The sequence below is a fragment of the Marinobacterium sp. xm-m-383 genome (assembly GCF_013283255.1).
Lineage (GTDB): Bacteria > Pseudomonadota > Gammaproteobacteria > Pseudomonadales > Balneatricaceae > Marinobacterium_E.
The window spans coordinates 1-1,236 of the sequence record NZ_WBYT01000015.1 but is presented as its reverse complement, the minus strand read 5'-3'; the positions used below and the strand labels follow the sequence as shown (position 1 = coordinate 1,236).

The window sequence follows — 1,236 nt, the reverse complement described above, 5'->3', positions numbered from 1 at the left end:
TGGCAAGGCCCTAGTTTCCTAGACAGCTGCCAGCTTTCGTAAATACTGCTCTTCATATTGAACTGGAGACATCCCATTATTGTTGCCGTGGCGACGTGATGAGTTGTAGAACAGCTCGATGTAATTAAAGATATCCGCTCTTGCTTCATTCCGTGTTGGGTAGATTTTGCGCTTGATTCGCTCGGTTTTGAGGTTCGAGAAGAAGCTCTCGGCGACGGCGTTATCATGGCAGTTTCCACGCCGACTCATGCTGGCTTCTAAACCGTGGCCCTTTAAGAAGGTACGCCAGTCGCTGCTGGTGTATTGAACACCCTGGTCGGAGTGGATTAGTACATCTCCCTTGGGTTGCCGGCGCCAAAGTGCCATCATAAGCGCATCGATGACCAGCTCTGCCCGAGGGTTGTTCTTCATACTCCAGCCGACTACCTGACGGTTAAATAGGTCGATGACAACAGCGAGATACAACCAACCCTCGTGAGTTCGGATATAAGTGAAGTCGGTCACCCAAGCCTTATCAGGAGCGTCAACATCAAACGCTCGAGCCAATGTATTGGGCACCACTAGACTAAGATCGCCGCCACTGAAACCTCTGTGTTTCTTATAGCCCCGGTGAGAGGAGATGTCGTTCTGTCGCATGATTCGATGCACTCGGTTTTTCCCGACCTGCTCGTTATCGTCCTTCAGATCTTTCGTTATATTTCGGTAGCCGTACACAAATCCACTTTCAGCCCAAAATTGCCTGATCTTCGTTAATAAACGCTTATCTTCCAGAGCGCGCTTCGACTCAGGTTGCTTGAACCAGGCGTAAAAACCGCTGCGTTCAACCTCGAGCACTCTGCACATCACTGCGATTGGGAACTGATCGAGTCGTGACTTTATGAACGCGTACTTCTCTTTGACTCGGCTGCAAAGTACGCTGCGGCCTCCTTTAATATGTCTCGTTCTTCAGTGACACGTCTAAGTTCAGCCTTGAGTTTTCGAAGCTCCTCCTGCTGATCATTAATCGTATGGTGCTGAGAACTAGTGGAGCCGTATTTCTTAATCCAGTTGCGAAGAGTCGGCTCTGAAACGCCTAATCTCGCAGCGACTTCACTGAGCCGGTAGTTGCGTTCCGTGACCTGTTTAGTCGCTTCGATTTTGAACTCTTCGGTGTAACGTTTTGCACTCATTGGTGATCACCTCTTGTTAGGCGTTATTGTAACGCTAACAGGTGTCTACAATACTAGGGCCTTGCCA

The 1,236-nt window shown here is 49.4% G+C and carries 1 protein-coding gene; it reads right to left on the bottom strand.

Annotated elements, in window-relative coordinates; translation table 11 throughout:
* Window positions 1-18: 18 nt before the first annotated feature.
* A protein-coding gene (locus XMM383_RS11625; protein ID WP_371744243.1) for an IS3 family transposase occupies window positions 19-1,169 on the bottom strand; the annotation gives its coding sequence in 2 pieces (ribosomal slippage) (window positions 19-932 and window positions 932-1,169; 1,152 coding nt in all).
* Window positions 1,170-1,236: the final 67 nt, after the last annotated feature.